The sequence below is a fragment of the Rhizobium sp. NFR03 genome, from assembly GCF_900111275.1.
In the GTDB taxonomy this organism is placed as follows: Bacteria; Pseudomonadota; Alphaproteobacteria; order Rhizobiales; family Rhizobiaceae; genus Ferranicluibacter.
This window is the reverse complement of sequence record NZ_FOGR01000004.1, coordinates 567704-589056: the sequence shown is the minus strand read 5'-3', so window position 1 is coordinate 589056 and position 21353 is coordinate 567704. Positions and strand designations below refer to the sequence as shown.

The 21353-nt window shown below is 64.4% G+C and carries 19 protein-coding genes and 1 pseudogene; 18 read left to right on the top strand and 2 right to left on the bottom strand.

Features of this window, described 5'->3' with window-relative positions:
* Positions 1–200 precede the first annotated feature (200 nt).
* From BSG19_RS15900 to atzF, 10 genes are all read left to right on the top strand, one after another.
* A complete protein-coding gene (locus BSG19_RS15900; RefSeq protein ID WP_092988963.1) occupies positions 201–1328 on the top strand; it encodes a BMP family ABC transporter substrate-binding protein in 1128 nt (375 codons plus the stop codon).
* Positions 1329–1370: 42 nt separating this feature from the next.
* The gene (locus BSG19_RS15895) at positions 1371–2504 is read left to right on the top strand and encodes an ABC transporter permease (protein WP_092988962.1); all 1134 of its coding nucleotides are present in this window, start codon (positions 1371–1373) and stop codon (positions 2502–2504) included.
* Positions 2501–3427 carry an ABC transporter permease gene (locus BSG19_RS15890; RefSeq protein ID WP_092988961.1) on the top strand — a complete coding sequence of 309 codons (927 nt, stop codon included), beginning with the start codon at positions 2501–2503 and terminating at the stop codon, positions 3425–3427. The genes BSG19_RS15895 and BSG19_RS15890 overlap by 4 nt, the downstream gene beginning before the upstream one ends.
* Positions 3428–3477: 50 nt before the next feature.
* Positions 3478–4494, top strand: coding sequence for a formamidase (locus BSG19_RS15885; protein WP_092988960.1), 1017 nt, complete (start codon positions 3478–3480; stop codon positions 4492–4494).
* A gap of 11 nt (positions 4495–4505) precedes the next feature.
* A complete protein-coding gene (locus BSG19_RS15880; RefSeq protein ID WP_092988959.1) occupies positions 4506–5207 on the top strand; it encodes a biuret amidohydrolase in 702 nt (233 codons plus the stop codon).
* A gap of 20 nt (positions 5208–5227) precedes the next feature.
* Positions 5228–6307 (top strand): cyanuric acid amidohydrolase, encoded by a 1080-nt coding sequence (locus tag BSG19_RS15875; protein ID WP_092988958.1) that lies wholly within the window; start codon positions 5228–5230, stop codon positions 6305–6307.
* An 82-nt stretch (positions 6308–6389) separates the two neighbouring features.
* Positions 6390–7874, top strand: coding sequence for an ABC transporter ATP-binding protein (locus BSG19_RS15870; protein ID WP_244529289.1), 1485 nt, complete (start codon positions 6390–6392; stop codon positions 7872–7874).
* Positions 7874–8557, top strand: a complete 684-nt coding sequence (locus tag BSG19_RS15865) for a cysteine hydrolase family protein (RefSeq protein WP_092988956.1) — start codon at positions 7874–7876, stop codon at positions 8555–8557. Before BSG19_RS15870 ends, BSG19_RS15865 begins: the two co-directional genes overlap by 1 nt.
* Positions 8535–8903: a cupin domain-containing protein gene (locus tag BSG19_RS15860; RefSeq protein ID WP_092988955.1), complete on the top strand. Its 369-nt coding sequence runs from the start codon at positions 8535–8537 to the stop codon at positions 8901–8903. The genes BSG19_RS15865 and BSG19_RS15860 overlap by 23 nt, the downstream gene beginning before the upstream one ends.
* Positions 8900–10714: an allophanate hydrolase gene (atzF, locus tag BSG19_RS15855; RefSeq protein WP_092988954.1), complete on the top strand. Its 1815-nt coding sequence runs from the start codon at positions 8900–8902 to the stop codon at positions 10712–10714. Before BSG19_RS15860 ends, atzF begins: the two co-directional genes overlap by 4 nt.
* A gap of 24 nt (positions 10715–10738) precedes the next feature.
* Here atzF and BSG19_RS15850 read toward each other — a convergent pair whose 3' ends face one another.
* The gene (locus tag BSG19_RS15850; protein ID WP_092988953.1) at positions 10739–11878 is read right to left on the bottom strand and encodes an ROK family transcriptional regulator; all 1140 of its coding nucleotides are present in this window, start codon (positions 11876–11878) and stop codon (positions 10739–10741) included.
* A 214-nt stretch (positions 11879–12092) separates the two neighbouring features.
* Between BSG19_RS15850 and BSG19_RS15845 the strand changes: the two genes are divergently transcribed.
* The 7 genes and pseudogenes from BSG19_RS15845 to BSG19_RS26410 all read left to right on the top strand — a co-directional run.
* Entirely contained in the window at positions 12093–13322 is a 1230-nt protein-coding gene (locus BSG19_RS15845; protein WP_092988952.1) for an extracellular solute-binding protein, read from the top strand.
* 94 nt (positions 13323–13416) lie between these two features.
* Positions 13417–14511 (top strand): ABC transporter ATP-binding protein, encoded by a 1095-nt coding sequence (locus BSG19_RS15840; RefSeq protein WP_092988951.1) that lies wholly within the window; start codon positions 13417–13419, stop codon positions 14509–14511.
* A complete protein-coding gene (locus BSG19_RS15835) occupies positions 14511–15368 on the top strand; it encodes an ABC transporter permease (protein ID WP_092989125.1) in 858 nt (285 codons plus the stop codon). Before BSG19_RS15840 ends, BSG19_RS15835 begins: the two co-directional genes overlap by 1 nt.
* Positions 15365–16234, top strand: a complete 870-nt coding sequence (locus tag BSG19_RS15830; protein ID WP_092988950.1) for an ABC transporter permease — start codon at positions 15365–15367, stop codon at positions 16232–16234. The genes BSG19_RS15835 and BSG19_RS15830 overlap by 4 nt, the downstream gene beginning before the upstream one ends.
* A 36-nt stretch (positions 16235–16270) precedes the next feature.
* Positions 16271–17161: a glycerophosphodiester phosphodiesterase family protein gene (locus tag BSG19_RS15825; RefSeq protein WP_244529271.1), complete on the top strand. Its 891-nt coding sequence runs from the start codon at positions 16271–16273 to the stop codon at positions 17159–17161.
* Positions 17158–17934: an inositol monophosphatase family protein gene (locus BSG19_RS15820; RefSeq protein WP_092988949.1), complete on the top strand. Its 777-nt coding sequence runs from the start codon at positions 17158–17160 to the stop codon at positions 17932–17934. The genes BSG19_RS15825 and BSG19_RS15820 overlap by 4 nt, the downstream gene beginning before the upstream one ends.
* A gap of 338 nt (positions 17935–18272) precedes the next feature.
* Positions 18273–18460, top strand: a pseudogene (locus tag BSG19_RS26410) (chemotaxis protein CheW); the annotation flags it as partial.
* 247 nt (positions 18461–18707) lie between these two features.
* Here BSG19_RS26410 and fdhA read toward each other — a convergent pair.
* Positions 18708–19898: a formaldehyde dehydrogenase, glutathione-independent gene (gene fdhA / locus BSG19_RS15810; protein WP_092988948.1), complete on the bottom strand. Its 1191-nt coding sequence runs from the start codon at positions 19896–19898 to the stop codon at positions 18708–18710.
* Between the two features lie 395 nt (positions 19899–20293).
* On the opposite strand from fdhA, the gene tauA reads away from it, so the two are divergent.
* Positions 20294–21325 (top strand): taurine ABC transporter substrate-binding protein, encoded by a 1032-nt coding sequence (tauA, locus tag BSG19_RS15805; protein ID WP_092988947.1) that lies wholly within the window; start codon positions 20294–20296, stop codon positions 21323–21325.
* The last annotated feature ends 28 nt before the right edge of the window (positions 21326–21353 follow it).

Here is a 21353-nt window from a genome sequence, read left to right as displayed (position 1 = left end):
CGCGCACATGGAACAGCCTGAAAGGCTCGCAGAGCCGTAAAAATAGGCAAATCATTTTAAAACTGCATGCACTTTCCGCAGTCCTGTTGCGATCCCATAACGGGGTCTAATGTTTACAGATGGTTACCGGGTGGCACGGTCATTGCATACACTTTTATGTCCAACAGCCATCGGCCCAGCGCCGCACGGGGAACATGATGATGACCAACCGCTTTTCCATGAACCGCCGCCATTTTCTCCAGGCCTCCGCCGCCGGCCTTGCGGCAAGCGCCGTGCCGGGCCTGATGGGGTCAGCCGCCTTCGCGCAGGAAGCGCTGACCGTCGGCTTCATCTATGTCGGCCCCAAGGATGACTACGGCTACAACCAGGCGCATGCCGAAGGTGCGGCCGTCATCAAGGCCATGCCGGGCATTACGCTGGTCGAGGAAGAAAACGTACCCGAGACAGTCGATGTCCAGAAGACGATGGAGTCGATGATCAACCTCGATGGCGCCGCGCTGATCTTCCCGACCTCCTTCGGATACTTCGATCCCCACATGCTGGCGATGGCGGCCAAATATCCCGATACCCAGTTCCGCCACTGCGGTGGCCTTTGGCAGGAGGGCAAGCATCCCGCCAACACCGGATCCTATTTCGGCTATATCCATCAGGGCCAGTACCTGAACGGCATCGCCGCCGGGCATGCCTCCAAGTCGAAGAAGATCGGCTTCGTGGCCGCCAAGCCGATCCCGCAGGTGCTGCAAAACGTCAACGCGTTCCTGCTGGGCGCCCGCTCGGTGGATCCCGCGATCACCTGCCAGGTCATCTTCACCGGCGAATGGTCGCTTGCCATCAAGGAAGCGGAAGCCACCAATGCGCTGGTGGACCAAGGCGTCGACGTCATCACCTGCCATGTCGACAGCCCCAAGGTCGTGGTCGAGACGGCGGCTGGTCGGGGCGCTTTCGTCTGCGGCTATCATGCCAACCAGAGCCCTCTGGCGCCCGAGAAGTATCTGACGGGCGCCGAATGGGCCTGGGGCAATGTCTACACCGACTTCATCCAGAAGGCCCAGGCCGGCGAGAAGCTTGGAAACTTCGTGCGCGGCGGTCTGAAGGATGGCTTCGTCAAGATGAGCCCGCTCGGCCCCGGTGTTCCGGAGGCAGGCCGCAAGGCTTTCGAGGCAGCCCATGCCGAAGCGATGACGGGCAAGCTTTCCGTATTCAAGGGCCCCCTGAAGGACAACAAGGGCAATGCGGTGATCGCCGCCGACAAGGCCTATGCCGAGGACGCGATCGATCTGGAAAGCATGGCCTATCTCGTCGAGGGCGTGGTCGGCTCCACCTCCTGATATCCCCTGCCACTGGCCAACCCAAGCAAAGGGAAACGCGTCATGACCGTCGAAGCGAACAATCCTGCGCTGTTGGCAGGCTCCGGGGGTGCCGCGTCCTTCCGCCCGGCGCTCGAATGGCTGGCGCGGCGGGCGGAGCCCGTCGTCATCGGCCTTGCAGCGATCGTCACCGGTCTGGCGCTCTTCTCGATCTTCATTCTCGCGATCGGCAAGTCGCCGCTTGCGCTCTTCCAGATCATGTATACCGGCGGCTTCGGCAGCTGGTTCTCTATCCAGAACAGCCTGTCGCGGGCCGCTCCCCTTCTCCTCACCGCCCTTTGCGTGGCGCTGCCGGCACGTCTCGGCCTCGTCATTATCGGCGGCGAGGGCGCGCTGGTGCTCGGTGGCGTTGCTGCGGCGGCCATTGCCACGCCGCTCACCGGCCTTCTGCCGCCCTATCCGACGCTCGTCGCGATGGCGCTCGCGTCCATGGTCGTCGGGGGCGTCTGGATCGGCGCGGTCGGCTTCCTGCGTCACTATCGCGGCGTCAACGAGACGATCTCGTCGCTGCTGCTCTCCTATATCGCCATCGCGCTGATGAACCAGCTCGTCGAAGGACCGCTGCGCGATCCCGCCAGCCTCAACAAGCCCTCCACCCTGCCTCTGCCGCCCGAATACATGATCGGCGCCATCCCCGGCATGGACGTCCATTGGGGCCTTGTCATCGCCATCATCGCCTGCATCCTCTCCTACGTCCTCATCGAGGCGACACGCTTCGGCTTTGCCGCCCGCATGGCGGGGGGAAATGTCCGCGCGGCGCAGATTCAGGGCCTGCCGGTCGGTCGGCTCATCGTCGGGTTCACGGCCATCGCCGGCAGCTTCGCGGGGCTCGCCGGAATGCTGGAGGTCGCCGCCGTGCAGGGTAGCGCCAATGCCTCGCTTGCCGCCGGCTATGGCTACACCGGCATCCTCGTCGCCTTCCTCGCACGCCACAATCCGCTGGCCATCATCCCCATCGCTATCCTGCTCGGCGGGCTGGAGGCATCCGGCGGGCTGATCCAGCGGCGGATGGGACTGCCCGATGCCACGGTCGTCGCCCTGCAAGGCACGCTCTTCATCGTCATCCTCTTCTGCGAAACCTTCTACGGCCGCTTCAAGGTCTTCAATCCCGATGTGTGGAAAGGAACCCGCGCATGAGCGAGACGGATATCGGCCTTTGGGGCGTGCCCCTTGCCATCATCGCCGGCGCCATCCGCGTCTCCACGCCCTTCATCTTCGTCTCGCTCGGCGAGGCCATCACGGAGCGCTCCGGACGCATCAATCTCGGGCTCGAAGGCACGCTCGTCTTCGGCGCGATGACGGCCTATGCCGTGGCGGTGCTCACGGGCTCGCCCTGGCTCGGCGTGCTCGCGGCCATGGGAGCAGGCGCGGTCTTCGGGCTCATCCACGGCTTCATCTGCCGTTTTCCCCGGGTCAACGACATCGCGATCGGCATTGCCATGATGCAGTTCGGGCTGGGCTTTGCCTTCTTCCTTGGCAAGCCCTTCATCCAGCCATCAGCGCCGAAGCTGCCCTCCATTCCGCTCGGCAACTGGTCATCCTACCCGCAGGTGCAGGCGGCGCTGAACATCAACGTGCTGTTCTTCGTCGGCTTTCTTCTTGCACTCTTTCTCTATTGGGCGTTCCGCAACACGCGCCCCGGCCTCATCCTGCGCGTCGTCGGCGATTCCACCGATGCGGCCCGCGCGATGGGCATCAACCCGGACCGCGTCCGGCTTCTCGCCACCGCGCTCGGCGGCGCGCTCGCGGCGGTCGGCGGGGCCTATCTCTCGCTCTACTATCCCGGCTCGTGGAACGAGGGCATCTCGTCGGGTCAGGGCCTCATGGCGGTCGCGCTCGTCATTTTCGCCCGCTGGAACCCGATCAACTGCTTCCTCGCCGCCCTCCTCTTCGGCGGCACCGGCGCACTCGGGCCGGCGCTCCAGTCGGTGGGCGTCACGCAGGGCTACTACCTCTTCTATGCGGCGCCCTACGTGCTGACGCTTGCCATCCTCATCGCCACATCCTCCCCCCACCGCGCGCTCTCCGGTGCACCGGGCGAGCTTTCCCTGACGAAATAACGAACTGCAAAAATGCGCATGCGCAAAACGACATACGAAGGAGCTTCCACATGAACGGTCTGGGTGGTCTCAACATATCCGAACACGGCGTCGGCATCGGTCTCGTACAGCTGCAACTGCCGCTGACCGTGACGAAAGCCGATCTTGCGCGCCAGACGCAGGTGATTGTCGACCTCGTTGCCAAAGCGCGCCGCAACCAGCCCGGCATGGACCTCGTCGTCTTCCCGGAATATGCCCTGCATGGCCTCTCCATGGACATCAATCTCGAGATCATGTGCGACCTCGACGGACCCGAAGTCGCAGCCTTCAAGGCGGCCTGCAAGGAGAACGCGATCTGGGGCTGCTTCTCGATCATGGAACACAATCCCGGCGGCATGCCCTACAATTCCGGCATCGTGATCGACGATCAGGGTGACCTGAAGCTCTATTACCGCAAGATGCACCCCTGGGTGCCTGTCGAGCCATGGGAGCCGGGGGATCTCGGCATACCCGTCATCGACGGGCCGAAGGGTGCCAAGCTCTCGCTCATCATCTGCCACGACGGCATGTTCCCGGAGATGGCGCGCGAATGCGCCTACAAGGGCGCCGAGATCATGATCCGCACGGCCGGCTACACCGCGCCGATCCGCGAATCCTGGCGCTTCACCAACCAGTCGAACGCCTTCTGCAATCTCATGGTGACGGCGAGCGTCTGCATGTGCGGCTCGGACGGCACGTTCGACAGCATGGGCGAAGGCATGATCTGCAATTTCGACGGCACGATCATCGCGCACGGCACGTCGGGACGCGTCAACGAGATCATCACGGCGGAGGTCCGGCCGGATCTGGTGCGCGAGGCGCGGCTCGGCTGGGGCGTGGAGAACAACATCTACCAGCTCGGCCATCGCGGCTATGTCGCGGTCGCCGGCGGGGCGGGCGATGCGCCCTACAGCTACATGCACGACCTCATCGCCGGCACCTACCGGCTGCCCTGGGAAGACGCGGTCAAGGTGACCGACGGCACGCCCTGCGGCTTTGAAAAACCCACCCGGAAATATGGCGAGAGCGCCAGCCAAGCTGCGGAATAGGAGAGACGATCATGGATGCGATGACCGAAACCGCCGGACACTACATCACCGCCGATCCTTATCCCTGGCCCTATAACGGCAAGCTGCGGCCCGACAATACGGCGCTCGTCATCATCGACATGCAGACGGATTTCTGCGGCAAAGGCGGCTATGTCGATCATATGGGTTATGATCTCGCGCTGGTTCAGGCGCCGATCAAGCCCATCGGCGCGGTACTCGCAGCGATGCGCGCCAAGGGCTACCACATCATCCACACCCGCGAGGGGCACCGCCCGGATCTTGCCGACCTGCCGGCCAACAAGCGCTGGCGGTCGCAGCGCATCGGCGCGGGTATCGGCGACGCCGGCCCCTGCGGGCGCATCCTCACGCGCGGCGAGCCCGGCTGGGACATCATTCCCGAACTCTATCCGATCGCCGGCGAGACCATCATCGACAAGCCGGGCAAGGGCTCGTTCTGCGCGACCGATCTGGAGCTGATCCTCAACCAGAAGCGCATCGAAAACCTCATCCTCACCGGCATCACCACCGATGTCTGCGTCTCCACCACCATGCGCGAGGCGAACGATCGCGGCTTCGAGTGCGTCATGCTGGAGGATTGCTGCGGCGCGACCGACTACGGCAACCACCTCGCGGCCATCAAGATGGTCAAGATGCAGGGCGGCGTCTTCGGCGCGGTCTCGAAGTCGCAAGCGTTGATCGAGGCCCTGCCCTGATGCCCCCCGCACACCGTGACATGCCCCGAGCCTCCGTCTGGCGGGTGCCGGCGAGCGGCCCCGCCGATGTATCGGGCGTGGAAGCGCTCTTTGCCGCAGGGCTGAAGCCTGAGGCGGTCGTTGCCATTCTGGGCAAGACCGAGGGCAATGGCTGCGTCAACGATTTCACCCGCGGATATGCCACCGCGAGTTTCGAGGCGCTGTTTGCACGGCATCACGTCAAGGCACCCTGCCTCGTCATGTCCGGTGGCACGGAAGGCGCGCTATCGCCGCACTGGACGGTTTTCGCGCGGGAAGATGCGAAAGAGACCGCCGACACGTCAGGCGAGGCCGCGCTCGCCATCGGCGCGACGCGCACGCCGCACCTCCCCTTCCATCATCTCGGTCGTCGCGAACAGGTACTTATGGTCGCTGAAGGCGTTCGGGCCGCCATGGCAGACGCCGGGGTCGACGATCCCAAGGATGTGCATTTCGTCCAGATCAAGTGCCCGCTGCTGACGCTTGCCCGCATCGCAGAAGCCGAAATGTCGGGTGAGACGGTGGCCACGCGCGACACGCTGAAATCCATGGGGCTCTCCCGCGGCGCCTCTGCCCTCGGCGTGGCGGTGGCGCTTGGCGAGATCGACGCGAGCGACATGACCGACGATGTCATCGGCTCACGGCTCGATCTCTTTTCCCGCTGCGCCTCCACCTCGGCCGGCGTCGAGCTCACGGATCACGAAATCATCGTGCTCGGCATGAGCAAGGCGTGGCGCGGGCCGCTGGCGATCGACCACGCCGTCATGGCGAACGCCATCGACACGGCGTCCGTGCGCGCGGCGCGGGCCCGGCTGCCGGATACGGCGCGGCTCGCGGCCGTCCTCGCCAAGGCCGAACCGGACCCGTCCGGCATGGTCGGGGGCCAGCGTCACACCATGCTGGACGATTCCGACATCGCCGGCACCCGCCATGCCCGCGCCTTCGTCGGCGGCGTTCTCGCCGGCGTCTTCGGTATGACCGACCTCTATGTTTCGGGCGGCGCGGAGCATCAGGGTCCACCGGGCGGCGGACCGGTCGCCATTATCGTGGAGCGCGAAACCGTTTTGGAACAGGAGAGCTGACATGCAGATCGTTCGCGATAGCAGAGGTCTGGAAACGGGCGCGGTTACCGGCAAGGCGGCAGCCGGCATCGAGACCATCGGCATGACGATGCGCTTCGGCAGCTTCACGGCGCTGGACGACGTGTCGATCCGCGTGCCCGCCGGCTCGTTCCATGCGCTGCTCGGCGAAAACGGCGCCGGCAAATCGACCCTCGTCAAGTGCATCATGGGTTTCTATCACGCGACATCGGGCTCGCTTCTGGTCGATGACCGTGAGGTGTCGGTCGCCTCGCCGCGCGATGCCGCGTCATCAGGGCTCGGCATGGTCTACCAGCACTTCACCCTGGTTCCCTCGCTGACCGGAGCCGAAAACCTCGTCATCAGCCGTGCCGAAGTGCCCGCCGTGATCAACTGGCCTAAGGAACGCAAGGACCTTGCACGCTTCATGGAGCGCATGCCGTTCCACATCCCGCTCGACCGGCCGGTGCGCGAACTGGCAGCCGGTGAGAAACAGAAGCTCGAAATCGTCAAGCAGCTCTATCTCGGCCGCTCCTTCCTGATCCTCGACGAGCCGACCTCGGTGCTGACGCCGGCAGAGGCCGACGAGATGCTGGGTCTTGTGCGCAGTCTCACGGAAAGCGGCGGGCTGACCGTGCTCATGATTTCCCACAAGTTCCACGAAATCACCAAGTTCGCCGACGCCGTTTCCATCCTCAGACGCGGCAAGCTCGTCGGCGCCGGCAGGATCGGCGATCTCTCCACCGCCGACATGGCCGCCTTGATGATCGGCGATGTGAAGCTCGCCGAACTCGACAGCCGCGCACCCGTGAAGGAAACGGCCGATACGGTGCTGAAACTCTCCCGTGTGAAAGCGCCGGATCGCTCCGGGCTGAAGACCATCGAGATCGACGACCTCTGCGTGCGCGCAGGCGAGATCGTCGGCATCGCCGGTATCTCCGGCAACGGGCAGAAGGAGGTGACCGAGATCCTGGCCGGCCAGCGCGCCACCTCTGCCGGCACCATTGAGGTCAACGGCGCAGCCTATGGCGCGACGCGTGCGGAAACCCGCAGGAACAATGTCCGCTTCATCCCGGAAGAACCGCTGCAGAACGCCTGCGCACCGCGCATGACGGTCAGCGAAAACCTGTCCTTCCGCACCTTCGACCTGAAGCCGGACGGCGGGAGAGCGATCTGGCTTTCGAAGGCGGCCATGAAGGCGCGCGCGACCGCGCTCATTTCCGACTTCAAGGTGAAGACCGCGTCTTCCTCCTCCCCCATCGCCGCGCTGTCGGGCGGCAATGTGCAGCGCGCCGTGCTCGCCCGGGAACTCACGGGCGATGTCGATCTGCTCATCGTCTCCAACCCCTGTTTCGGGCTCGACTTCTCGGCGGTCGCCGAAATCCGCGCCCGCATCATGAAGGCGCGCAATGCCGGCACGGCAGTGCTGCTGTTGTCGGAGGATCTCGACGAGCTTCTCGAACTGTCGGATCGCATCATCGTCATCTCGGAAGGAAAGCTTGTCTACGAGACGACGGCGCGCGGAGCCGATATCGGGGTGATCGGGGCGCATATGGCGGGGCATCACTAATGGCGGATATCCCGGCAGAACCCTTCGCCTTTCCGGCGCGCACCCACGAGATGGCGCTCGTCGTCATCGACATGCAGCGCGATTTCGCCGAGCCCGGCGGCTTCGGCGCGAGCCTCGGCAACGACGTCTACCGCATCGGCCGGATCGTGCCCGATGTGAAGCGGCTGATCGAGGGCTTTCGCGCTGCGAGCCTTCCCGTCATTCATACCATGGAGTGCCACCGGCCCGACCTGTCCGACCTCCCGCCTGCCAAGCGCGACCGTGGAAACCCGGCCCTTCGGATCGGTGACGAAGGACCGATGGGACGCGTTCTGATCGTTGGAGAAGCCGGCACCGCCATCCTGCCCGAACTCGCACCGGTCGATGGTGAAATCGTGATCGAAAAGCCCGGCAAAGGCGCTTTCTACGCGACCCGGCTCGGCGAAATCCTCAAGGAAAAGGGCATCACCCAGCTCGTCTTTGCCGGCGTTACCACGGAGGTCTGCGTGCAGACGACCATGCGGGAGGCCAATGATCGCGGCTATGAATGCCTGCTCTGCGAGGAGGCGACCGAGAGCTATTTCCCCGAATTCAAGGCCGCCGCCATCGCCATGATCCGCGCCCAGGGCGCGATTGTCGGCTGGACGGCGCATATCGACGATATTCTGAAAGGACTGCCAGATGCCCCAAACAACCCGGCATGAAACAACCCGCGACTTCTCGACGTCGGGAGGCTGGAAGGACCTGCCATTCGAAGCTTTCCGGCAGGGCGTGACGATCCACTGGATCAAGCGCTTCGAAGGCGACCAGCCGGGCGTGGCGCTCCTTAAATACGAGCCCGGCGCATCCGTGCCGCACCACCGGCATGAAGGCCTTGAAACTATCTTCGTCCTTGATGGCGTGCAGTCGGACGAGACGGGCGACTACGCCGAAGGCAGCTATATCGTGAACGCGATCGGCACCGAACATTCCGTCTGGAGCAAACCGGGATGCGTCGTGCTGATCCAGTGGGACCGGCCCGTCACCATCCTTGCGGAGGACCTGGCATGACCGGCATTCCCTCGTCCGGTCTCCCGGCTTTCGACATTGCATCGCTCTCGGTTTTCTATCGCAATGGCGGCAGCGTTTCCGACATCGTGGAGCGCGTGTTCGCCCGGATCGGGGATGTCGATGATCCCGGCATCTTTCTTCATCTTGCGGACCGCCAGGATGTGCTGGCAGAGGCGCAGCGCCTCGGCCCTTACAATCCAGCACGCAAGCTGTTCGGCATTCCCTTTGCCGTGAAGGACAATATCGACGTTGCGGGCATGCCGACCACGGCCGCCTGCCCGGATTATGCGTATACGCCGGAAAAAGACGCGGAGGTCGTGCGCCTCCTGAGGGAAGCCGGTGCCCTCGTCATCGGCAAGACCAATCTCGACCAGTTCGCCACCGGCCTCGTCGGTGTCCGCTCGCCCTATCCGATCCCGAAAAACGCCATCGACCCCGCACTCGTGCCGGGCGGCTCCTCGTCCGGTTCGGCGGTCGCAACGGCGCAGGGCATTGTCTCCTTCGCGCTTGGCACCGATACGGCGGGCTCGGGTCGCATTCCCGCCGGGCTCAACAATATCGTCGGCCTGAAGCCGAGCCTCGGCGCTCTTTCCACGACGGGCGTCATCCCCGCCTGCCGGACGCTCGATTGCGTCTCCATCTTCGCGCTGACGGTCGAGGATGCCTGGACGGTGTTCTCGGTCGCGGCCCGGCCGGACCCTGCGGACGCCTATTCCCGCGTCTTGCCCACCGGTTCCCGTCTCGCGCCGCCCGTGCTGACCATCGGCGTTCCCGCAAGCGCCGATCTGAAATTCTTTGGCGATACGGAGATGGAAGCAGCCTATGCGCAGGCGCTGACAACGCTCAAAGGGTTCGGCCACAGACTGGTGGAAATCCCCTTCGGCCCTTTCTACGACGTGGCGGACCTTCTCTACGAAGGCGCGTGGGTGGCCGAGCGCTATGCCGCGGTGAAGGCCTTCTTCGATGCGCGGGAAGACGTGTTCCATCCCGTGACGCGCAAGATCTATGGCGGCGCGAAGGTACTAACGGCAGCCGATGCCTTCAACGGCCTCTATGCCCTTCAGTCGCTGAAGAAGAGGCTCGCGCCCGTCATCGCCTCGGTCGATCTCTTCTGCGTGCCGACCGCCCCGCGCCACTATACGGTTGCCGAGCTTGAGGCCGAGCCGATCCGCGAGAATTCGCGGCTCGGGACCTATACGAACTTCGTCAACCTGCTCGACATGTGCGGTCTTTCAGTGCCCACGACGACGCGGCAGGATGGCCTTCCGGCAAGCGTCACTCTGCTTGCCCCCGCCGGCAAGGACGGGCTGCTCGCAACGCTCGGGCAGGCGCTTCACACCGCAAGCGGCCTCACGCTCGGCGCAACCGGCTGGCCGCAACCTGCACCCGTCGCCCATGAACCGGATACGTCCGACGACAGCCTGATCGACCTCGTCGTCGTCGGCGCGCATCTCTCCGGCATGCCGCTGAGCCATCAGCTTGTCGATCTCGACGGGCAATTCTCCCGCACGGCCCGCACATCCGACGCCTACCGGCTCTATGCGCTCGCCGGCACGGTGCCGCCGAAGCCGGGCATGGTGCGGGTTGCCGAAGGACAGGGCGCGGAGATCGAGGTCGAGGTCTGGCGGCTGACGCCTGCAGCCTTCGGCCGCTTCGTCGCCGCGATACCGACCCCCTTGGGCATCGGCACGATTGCCCTTTCCGACGGCACATTCGCCAAGGGCTTCCTCTGCGAGCCGGTCGCGATCGCGGCCGGCGCTGCCGATATCAGTGCCTATGGCGGATGGCGCGGCTATTGCGCAAAAGCCTGACATTCCCTGCGGGGGCAGGAGGCATCAGGTAAAATACCGCATCTTCAAAGGCAGGAGCGCCGCACCGATGGCGGCGGCGTCTCCGCGGGTCTCGCTGAGCACGAGCCGCGCCTCCTTCGGCCCGACGCCATAGCGGTGCACCCGCTGCGAGGGAAGGTGTACCCGTTCGATCATCATCCGTCCGAGTTCCGTCGGCAACTGTCCGCCGAAGACGATGGCCTGCGGGTCGAGAACGGCGACGAGCGTTGCGACCAGCCGGTCCACCTGCGGCATGGTCTCGGCCAGCCAGTCCTCGACGCCCGGCCATGCAGGGTCGAAATCCCGTCGCAGGGCATCGATGCTGTCGATGTCGATGCCGTTTTCCTGCAGGCATGCCAGAAGATATTGCAGCGCCGGCCGCCGTTCGGATTCTCCCGGCACATAGATGCCGCTGAACTCGCCTGCATTGCCGTGGAAGCCGTGGAACGGCTTGCCGTCGAGAATCAGTCCGCCACCGAAGCCGTAGTTGAAGGAGAGAAACGCAAACGTCCGGCACCAGAGGCCGACGCCGCGCATGCTCTCGCCGATCGCGCCCGTCGTCGCATTGTTCTCCAGCCAGACGGGCAGTCGGAAGGTGTGCTCGAGCTCTGGCCGAAGATTCCTGAGCGACCAGTCGGAGAGCGACTCCGGCGCGTTGAAGGCGCGATGCTCCGACACGAAGAAGCCCGACATGGAAAAGCCGAAGCCGGCGATCGTGTCCTTGCATATCCCATGCTCCGCCAGCAGCGCATCGAGCCTGATGGCGATGGCGCGCAGCGTCTCTTCCCGATTGCCCGGTTGAAGATCCAGCCGCTCCTCCACGATCACATCGCAGGAAAGGTCGGTGATGCAGAGAATGACCGAGTCCGTGTTGATGGACAGGCCGATGGCGCTTGCTCCATCGCGCGCAAGCTCGATGGTCGGGCTGGGCTGGCCGCGTGTTCCCCCGACAGGCGCCCCCGTGCGCAACAGCCCGCGTGCGACAAGCCCCTCCACCAGGCGGTGAACCGACTGCTGCGTGAGGTTCGTGTGGCTGGTGATCGTCGATCGCGCCATCGTGCCATGACGGCGGATGATATCGAGGATCATGCGCTCGTTATCGCTGGCAAGCGGCGCCTGCGAAAGCGCGTCCCGTTCCGCTGGCATGCTGCAATCTCCCGCCTGTAATCGCTCCGACGCCGTGGCCTTGGATACCGTGCGCGACCCGTCCCGACAACGATGCCGGACCGCTGATCCCACATTTTACAAATCCGTCATAAATATTACACTTAGTGTGTAGTATTTATGCTTCATCGAAACGCGCATATCGCCGACGGACGTTCGCCGTCTGCGCCGGTCGCCAGATTTCCAGGGAGCATCCATGTTCAGAACCATTCTCGCAGCCACCATCGTCACGTTGACGGCCTCCACCGCACCCTGCCTTGCGGCCGAGAGCAATATGAAGAACCTGACCTTCGATCTCTCCTCGGTCACGCGCGACAATTTCTACGAGGTCGTCGTCCCCGCGGCCAAGGCGGAAGGTTCAGTGACGATGTACAATTTCGCCGGCAGCTTCGGCGACACATGGCAGGAATTGATCCGCCGCTTCGAGGCGAAATACGGCATCAAGGTCAGCTATTCCGACGTCAAGGGCGACCAGGCGAACCAGCAGCTGATCGCCGTACAGTCCGCCGGACAGGATTCCCCCGTCGATGTCTATTTTGCCGGCGGCGGCGGTTATCCGCTGCTGTCGTCGAAGGGCGTCGTCGGCAAGATCGCGCTGACGAAGATCCTGCCGAACATGGACCATTACGATCCGGTTCTGAGCGATACCGTATTCGGCAAGCCGCATGGCGGCAGCTTTCCGCTCGTGCATCTCAACCAGACCGCCATTGGCTATGACAGCGCGACGGTAACGCCGGCGGAGGTTCCCAAGAGCTTTCAGGACCTGCTTGCCTGGGCGGAAAAGAACCCCAAGCGCCTCGGCGTCACGTCGCCTGCCAAGGGCGGTTCGGGCAGCGGGTTCCTCTATTCCCTGGCGCTCGATCTGCTCACGGGCGACTGCAAGGCCAAGCTGACCGACACGAACCAGACGCTCGATGAAGCCGAGACATGGGCCATGGACTCCGAGTGCCTCGATCCGGTCTGGGACTATTATCGCCGTCTGCTCGCGGTCGCCGAACTGACGAACGGCAATGCCGATACGCTGAACCTCATCAACAATCGCCAGCTTGCCATGGGCACCGTCTGGGAAGATCAGGTGATGACCTTTCTCGGCACGAAGCAGGTGCCGGACACGATCCGTCTGACGCTGCTGGAAAAGGGCCAGGTCGGCTCCGGCGACGCCATGTTCGTACCGGCCAATGCCACCCACGTCGCCTCGGCGCTCCTCCTCATCGATATGGCCATGAGCAAGGATTTCCAGCTCTGGAAACTCGAAAACAAGGCCTCGCGCTCACCGCGCACGGATGTGAGCACCGATCAGGTGCCGGCGGAGACGCAGGTCCACATGCTGCCGTCCAGCGTCTATCCCCGCCTCAGTGTCACCGCCTTCTGGGACATGGCGACGGCCCTGTCAGAGGCGCTGGATGAAAAAGTGATCAACCAGTAGCCAGCTTAATAGACTTCGATGCGGTGGCACGTGCCGCCGCATCGCGGTGGCGCCGAAGCGGCACGACCATCCTCCGATCGATCAGGAAACCGCCATGAGCATGCTTGAGATCACCGATATCACAAAGGATTACGGTGCGAGCCGCGCCCTTCATCCTGTCTCGCTCTGCGTCGAACAGGGCGAGTTCGTGACCATCCTCGGGCCGTCCGGCTGCGGAAAATCCTCGCTTCTGCGGATTGTCATGGGCATCAGCGAGCAGAGCGGCGGCGAGATTCGTCTGGCCGGCAAGCGGATCGACATGCTGCCACCCGAGCGGCGCGACATCGCCATGGTGTTCCAGTCCTACGCCCTGTTTCCCCATATGACGGTGGAGCAGAACCTGCGTTTCGGGCTGCGCATGAAGAATGTACCGAAGGCCGAACAGCAGACGCGGATCGCCCACGCGCTCGACATCTGCACCTTGTCCGGCCTGACCAGTCGCATGCCGCGCCAGCTCTCGGGCGGGCAGCAGCAGCGCGTGGCGCTCGCGCGCGCCATCGTCATGCAGCCGAACCTGCTTCTGTTCGACGAGCCCTTGTCCAACCTCGACGCAAAGCTGCGCGATACGCTGCGCCATGAACTCGTCGCGCTGCACCGGCGCATCGGCGCGACCAGCGTCTACGTCACCCACGATCAGGCCGAAGCCATGGCCATGTCGGACCGGATCGTGGTGATGAATGCCGGCCGGGTCATCGAGATCGGCACACCATTGGAGCTTTACCGCTCGCCGAAACAGGCGTTCACGGCGGGCTTTCTCGGCCAGACCAATCTCCTCGCCGTCACCGCTTCCGGGCGGCGCGCGCAACTGCCCTGGGGCCAGACGGTCGATCTGGCAACGGAAGCCATCGGACCGGCCCGGATATCCGTGCGGCCGGAAAGCATCGGCATCCACCCCGACGACCCTCGCACCCGCGACACCGGTCTGAGCGCACCGGCGACGGTAACCGGCGTCTCATTCATGGGCGCGAGCGCGCTCTACACGGTCAGCATCGGCGATACCCTGCTGAAGGTCAGCCACGCCGGCGGCGATGCACTGATCGAGCCGGGCCGCACCGTGGCACTGACGTTCCCGAGCCGCCTGCCCGTCCTTGAAGACCGGGGGGAGGACCGCGGGCGCGAAGACGGCGGACACGCCGCGGAGGCTGCATGATGCCGGCCAGCCTGCGCGACCGGCGCCTGCTCCTGCCGCTGCTTCTGGCGCCCGGGGTCGGTTACCTCCTCCTGTTCTTCGGTGGCCCGCTGGCCGCCGCCTTCATCGGCAGCCTGCGCCTGGAGGACGGCAGCTTCACGCTCACCTGGTACATTCGCATCTTCACGCGGCCCTCCATGCTGCGGGGCCTCGGCACCTCCATCTATTACGGGGTCGCGCCCGTTATCGTATCGCTCCTGGTGTCCGTGCCGTTGTCGCTTGCCATCCGCCGCCACTTCCCGGGGCGCAAGCTCTTCAGCGGTCTCTACAAGCTGCCGCTCGCAGTGCCCGGTATCATCGTCGGCCTGATGATCATCGTGGTCTTCGAGCGCGGCGGCTTCATCGACCGGGCAGTCGCGCCGCTCGGGTTCGGCCTGCCGAAGCTCGTGCGGGACGACTGGGGCGTCGGCGTCATTCTCGCCAGCGTCTGGAAGCAGATCCCGTTCATGACGCTCATCATCACCAGCGCGTTTGCCGCGATCCCGGAGGACATCCGGTCCGCCAGCCGCACGCTCGGCGCGTCACGCCTTACCACCTTCTTGCGCGTCGAAGTGCCGCTCGCCATGCCCGGCATTACAGCAGCCGTGCTCCTCACCTTCATCGGCTCCATGGGCTCCTACGCCATCCCGGATATCGTCGGCCCGCCGACGGCACGTCCGCTCTCGGTGTTGATGGTCGCAGAATTCAACCAGGGCCGGTTTCCCCAGGTCTTTGCCATGGGCATGGTGCTGAGCGCCTTCGCCGTGGCCGTTCTTGTCGCCTACTACAGCCTGACATCGCGCATCGGCGATGCGCATGGACGCGGAGATGCCCGATGACATCTATTGCCTATCCTGCAACCGGACTGACATCGCCGCGCAAACGCCGGTTCACACGGGAAGACCGCCTTCCCGTCGCGATCGGCCTCTATGTCTCGCTGTTCCTGGCCATCGCCTTGCCGCTCGGCCTGATGTTTCTCTGGAGCATCGCCGACGGCTGGCCGCCGCCCCATGTGCTGCCGCAGAGCTACACCACCGCCCGCTGGGCCGGCGTGCTGGGCGATGACGGCCTTCTGCGGGCGGCCCTCAACAGCATCCTCATCGCCATCGTCGTCACCTTCGCCACAGCCGTCATTGCCCTGCCCACCGCCTGGGCCATGGCGCGCTTCCCCTTCCGGCTGAAACGCGCGGTGGAGATCTTTATCCTCGCGCCGATCATCATCCCCGGCATCGTCGTTGCCGTCGGCATCGGGCAGGTGTTCCTGGCGCTCGGACTTGCCTATTCGGTGGCCGGCGTCATCCTCGTCCAGATCGTCGGCACGCTGCCGCTCATGATCCGGTTGATGACGGCCGCCTTGGAGACGATACCCGACGACCTGATCCACGCCGCCCGTTCGCTCGGCGCCAACACGCTCGGCATCGTCAGGCATATCGTTCTGCCGCTCGCCGTGCCCGGACTTCTTGCCGGCGGCCTCATGTCCTTCGTCGGAAGCTTCGAGGAGTTCGACAAGTCGTTCATCGTCGGCGCTCCTGTCGTCGAGACGCTGCCGATCAAGCTCTACATGTATCTGGACCCCTATTCGATGCAGTTGCCGCTTGCCTCCATCGTCTCCTTCCTCCTGCTCCTGCCCGCTCTCATCGTCTTCGTCATCGCCGGCCGTGTCCTTCGCGATGACCTCATGGCAGCCGGTATGGGCAAGATCTGACGTCCACACGCCAACCCGAACCGAAAGCAAGATCTCATGCCCACGTCCCCAAGCAGCCTTGCCACCGCGACGTCACACACACCCGACGTCCTTGCCATGGCCTCTCGCGACAATGCCGCCATTCTCACCATTGCCCATCGCGGCTTCTGGAAGAACACGGCAGAAAATTCGATCGCCTCCATCGAGGCGGCCATCGCCCACGGCGTCGAGATGGTCGAGATCGACACACAGGCGACCATCGACGGACATCTCGTCGTCATCCACGACAAGACGCTCGACCGCACGACCACCGGCACAGGCGTCGTGTCGAACCTCCCCTTCGACACCGTTCGCAAAGCCCGGCTGAAAGCCGGTGCCGGCGGGGTGGACGCCGCTGTCACGCAGGAATGCGTGCCGACGCTGGAGGAGATCCTCGAAGCGGCACGCGGCCGCATCGCCGTCAACATCGACACGAAGTTCGAGCGCGATTTCCCCAGCGTCGTGGACACCGTGCTTCGGCTCGGCGTCGAGGCACAGGTCCTCGTCAAGACCGATATCGACGTGGATGCCGCGGCTTTCCCGCTTGTCAACGCCGACTGGTTCGGCCGCATTCCGCATATGCCGATGTTCCGGGTCCGCAAGGATCGCTTCGCCGAAGACCTTCGCCGCATCGCGGCATTTCGGGCGCCGATGATCGAGGTGAAGTTCGACGATCTCGACGACGTCGCTGCGGCGCGCGAAGAACTCGAACGTCAGAACGTCCGCGTCTGGATCAACACGCTCGATGTCTCCCACTGCCTCGATTTGAACGACACCAGAGCGCTCGATGATCCGCATGCGGTCTGGACCCGGCTGAAACAGGCGGGTGTCGGGGCAATCCAGACAGACGAGATCGCGGCTTTCCGGGCCTGGGTGGCAGCGACCCGCAACGAGGGGGATGCAGCATGACGCAGGCGCAGGATCGTCTGTCGAAGGCGACCGCCATCGTCGAAGAAGCCATGCACGAGGCGCTCGTCTTCTTTGCCGCACGCGACGCGATTTCCACGCGGGAAAAGGGCTTTCAGGACTTCGTCTCGGAAGCCGATACCAGTATCGAGACCCTGATCCGCCAGCGGCTCGATGCTGCGTTTCCGGGCGAAACGATCGTCGGCGAGGAGCTTGGCGGCGTCGGCGGCGATGCCTATTGGATCATCGACCCGATCGACGGCACCTCGAACTTCCTGCGCGGCTCGCCGCTCTGGGGCATCTCGCTCGGCCATGTCACCGATGGCCGGCCGGATCTCGGCGTGGTCGCCCTTCCCGTCTTCGGCGAGGTCTATAGCGCGGCCGATGGCACGGGGCTCAGGCGAAACGGCGCAGCGCTTGCCCGCAGCGCGCCTCTGGGAGACGTCCGCGTCGTCTCGCTCGGCGACAGTGCACACGACGACATTGTCGAGATCGGCGCACTGCATACCGGTCTTCGGCAAGCCGGCTGGGTGGTCGAGGCGCTGCACACGACATCGGTCTCGCTGGTCTTTGCCGCCCGCGGCATCTTCGACGGACACCTCCAGAAGATCACCACCATGTGGGACATCGCCGGAGGTGCCGTCCTTGCCCGCGAAGCGGGCCTTCAGGTGCGCATCGGCACGCGTCTTGGCAGCGATATCCCCTGGATCGCAGTGGGAACGACGCAACTGCTGGACGCCACGGCTGTTCTATGGCCGGAGATGAAGCAAAGCTGACGGCCGGGCGGTTGAGCGACATCAATCACGGCTGAGATATCCGCTGGTTCGTTCGACCGTTTCGCCAAAAAACGTAGCGGATGCCGCCGGCATCCGCCGCAACGATCCTTGACCCAACCGAATTCAGTGAAATTCCTCAGCAATTCAGGATAGTGCATCCTCATTTCCGGAGCTTGCCTCACGCAAGCGGCTCTCATCGTCGCGCCGCGTCGGTGAGGGATCCAGTAAATGGTCTTCCTTGCGTCCAGCAAGAAATCGCGCATTCGCCGCTCGTGGCTGAAAGCTGGCGAGGTGATGCAGGGCTGCGTGCTCATACGCCAGGTATAGGACCTATGACTCCCTTGAGCGAAAAGGACCTCGCGCTGGGGCTGGTCGCCGACACGGTGTTCGAGGTGACACCCTTCCGGCGCGACAGCATCAAGCCGGCGCCCGACATCGGGTACGCTGGCGCTCCGACTACATCAGCGGCTTTGTCCGCCGCGAAACCGGCTTCGTCGTCATCACCGACCTTGCCCGGCTGTTCTCCGTAGTGGCCGTCAGCCGCCGGCTATCCGCTCGGGGTCCAGGTAAGCCAGACCTGCGGATCGACCTTGCTCATCTTTTGGGGCTGAAGGAACGCGGCAGGTTTTTTTGCCAGAGGGCGACGGGTTGATCGACGACGGCCGCACGTGAATACTCAAGCCTCGCAGGAAGCCGGCCAAGAGGCCGCAATGGTCTCCGTTACGAAACGCCAAACGACGTAAAAACCACTGCGACCTTTGCGCTCGCCCTGCTTACGCCACAGCCCCAAGGCTCCCATGCGGGTCCAGCACATACTTCGTCGCCGCCCCCTGATCAAAGCTCTCATACCCTTGCGCCGCATCATCCAGCGGGATGATCTTTGCGTTGACGATGTCGGCGATCGGCAGGCGGTCGTGGAGGATGGCTTGCATGAGCTGGCGGTTGTACTTCAGCACCGGCGTCTGGCCGGTGTGGAAGGATTGGGCCTTGGCCCAGCCGAGGCCGAAGCGGAGCGAGAGGCTACCGCGACGGGCGGCATCGTCTACGGCGCCGGGGTCTTCGGTCACGTAGAGGCCGGGAATGCCGATCGAGCCGGCGGCGCGGGTGATCTCCATCATCTGGTTGAGGACGATCGCCGGCTGCTCGCCGCCGGCATGGCCGCGGGCCTCGAAGCCAACGGCGTCGATGGCGCTGTCCACCTCGTCCGTGCCGATCACCTGCGCGATCAGGTCGCCCAGCCGGTCGCTTTTGGAGAGGTCTACCGGCTCGAAGCCGACCTTTGCGGAATGCGCCAGGCGCTCCTTATTGAAATCGCCGATCATGACGACGGCCGCACCCAGGATGCGGGCGGAGGCAGCGGCGGCAAGGCCGACCGGGCCGGCGCCCGCGACATAGACGGTGGACCCGACGCCGACGCCTGCCTTTACCGCGCCATGAAAGCCCGTGGGCAGAATGTCGGAGAGCATGGTGAGATCGCGGATCTTCGACATGGCCCGGTCGCGGTCGGGGAACTTCAACAGGTTGAAGTCGGCATAGGGAATGGTGACGTAGCGCGCCTGCCCGCCGATCCAGCCGCCCATATCGACATAGCCGTAGGCGCCGCCGGCGCGCGACGGGTTGACCGTCAGGCACACGCCGGTGTCCTGCGACTTGCAGCAGCGGCAGCGGCCGCAGGCGACGTTGAAGGGCACGGAGACGATGTCGCCGACCTCCAGCATCTCGACGTCTATGCCTTTCTCGATCACCTCGCCGGTGATCTCGTGGCCGAGCACGAGGCCCGGCAGGGCCGTGGTCCGGCCGCGCACCATGTGCTGGTCGGAACCGCAGATATTGGTGGAGATGACCTTAAGGATCACCCCGTGCTCGATGCGGCGGCCGTCCGGCGCCTCAAGCTTCGGATCGTCGATGTCGCGCACCTCGACCTTGCCGGGCTTCAGGTAAACCACGCCTCTGTTCTTGCTCATGTCTTGGCTCCTCCAGCTGTGTTGTGCCGCCGCCGGTTGCGCCCGCAGGCCCTCGTTCAGGTCGAGCGCCGTCGTTCGCATCCGCGCAAGGCTAGCCTTCCATGGCGGCATGAAGCCTTCCTCACGCCCTGCCGCTCCTCCGCGGCACCTCCATGGACAGGAGAGAGAAGACCACGCGCGACCCGTTTGCGCGCTCGAAGAAGCGACATGCTTCCTCTGCGTGGCGACATCGTGCGAGGCGGGCATGGGCCTCGTTTGCGCTCACAAACAGAGCACGTCCTTGCCCATTACTCGAGTAAATTGGTAGATTATTGCTGTCGAAGTTCCCCGCACTCACGCATCCTGAAGGCCTGACGAGAGACGCGGAAGAGGTCTTCCGCGTGGAGGGGGCACATATGACACTGACATCATTCCTTGGGGCGACATCACTGCTGGCGGCGGCCGTTGCCGGTCTGGCCAGCCTGTCGCTCGTCTCCATCGCCGCAGCCGCGGATAACAAGGTGGTCGTGGGATACCAGACGGACGCGCTGCCCTCCTCGGTCGCGATTGCCAATGGCGACTTCGCCAAGGCGACCGGCACCGAGATCAACTTCCGCAAGTTCAATTCCGGGGCGGAAATCTTTGCGGCCATCGCCTCGGGCGATGTGCAGGTCGGCTATGTCGGCTCCAGCCCGTTTGCGGCGGCCACCTCGCGCGGGCTCGATGTGAAGGCGTTCTACCTTTCCAGCATTTCCGGCACCGACGAGGCGCTCGTCGTGCGCAACGGCTCCGGCATCGAAAGCCTGGATGATCTCAAGGGCAAGAAGCTCGCGGCCGCACCGGTCTCGACGGATCATTACCAGCTGCTCGCGCTCATCAGGTCGCTGGGCCTGTCCGAAAAGGACGTTGAGGTCTTTGCCATTCCGCAGCCCGAAATCGTGGCAAGCTACGCGCGCGGCGATATCGATGGCGGCTTCGTCTGGGATCCGGCGCTGACCGAGCTGAAGAAGAACGGCAAGGTGCTGATCACCTCGAAGGACGTGGCGGCGCGCGGCGCGCCCACCTTCTCCGCCTGGGTCGCGGCCTCGGGCTTTGCAAGCGAAAACCCGAAATTCCTGCGCGACTATGCGGCCGTCATCAGCAGGTATTACGCCTCGTTTGCTACCGACAAGGCCGCCTGGGGTCCTGAAAGCGAGAACGCCAAGGCGCTCGCCAGGATCCTCGGCGGCACGGCGGAGCAGCATGCGGCAGCGCTGAAGAACCTCAATCTTCTCACGCCGGACGTGCAGGCATCGGCCGCCTGGCTCGGCGGCGGCGAGGCATCGGGTGCAGCCAAAATCCTCAAGGATACGGCCCGGTTCCTGAAAGATCAGGGCAAGGTCTCGCAGGTGCTTCCGAGCTATGCGGCCTTCGTCACACCGGACGCTCTGGCCAGCGCCAGCAATTGATCGCTTTCTCCCATAAAAGACGCCGGCG